The 671-nt window shown below is 32.2% G+C and carries 1 pseudogene; it reads left to right on the plus strand.

Annotated elements, in window-relative coordinates:
- Positions 1-298 (plus strand): annotated as a pseudogene (locus HMPREF3125_RS00005) (hypothetical protein); the annotation flags it as partial.
- Positions 299-671: the final 373 nt, after the last annotated feature.

The following is a 671-nucleotide window of genomic DNA, read 5'->3' on the forward strand; positions in this document are numbered from 1 at the left end:
AAGACCTGACGCACAACCGCTTCTAGACCTTTTAAACCCTATTAAGAGTGCAGGTTTAGAGTATTTTCAAAGTAGAAATAGGAACTCGGCATCATATGATTTAAACGTGGCGTTTGCGAAAGAAGTTGCTTATACAAGAAGAGCGTTATTAGAAGACCGTGAATATATCGGTACTAGAAACGCATTTAACCGTTTAAATACGGCGTTTGAGGAGCTTTCAGGCTATATGTACGACCGTTTTTATCAACTAGGAGGCACGCCATTAAATTATCACGGACATGATGATAGAGTTAGATAAAAAATAAAAGCAGCAACCAAGCACCATATTAATTATGGTGCTTTTTATAATGCCGTCATATCAACGTTTTAAAGACATTTATAACCATAATCAAGTAATAAAAATAACAGTTCGTTAAAACGAACTATAAAACGCAATAACATTTAAAAAAGTATAACCTATTAAATATAACATTTAATAAGGAGTTGAGTAAACATTAATAATAAAAATTAAAGGGAAATTAAGAGATAAACAGAGTATATAATCGAATAAAGAACAATATAAAATTAGAGGGATAAATAAAAGAAATATAAGTTCACGAAAGTGAACCCAAAAGTAACGAGCACAAAAGTAAGTTCGCAAAAAAGAACCGAAGAGCAAGTGCTATGGGCTA

Source organism: Staphylococcus sp. HMSC13A10, assembly GCF_001808005.1.
Classification (GTDB): Bacteria; Bacillota; Bacilli; order Staphylococcales; family Staphylococcaceae; genus Staphylococcus; species Staphylococcus pasteuri.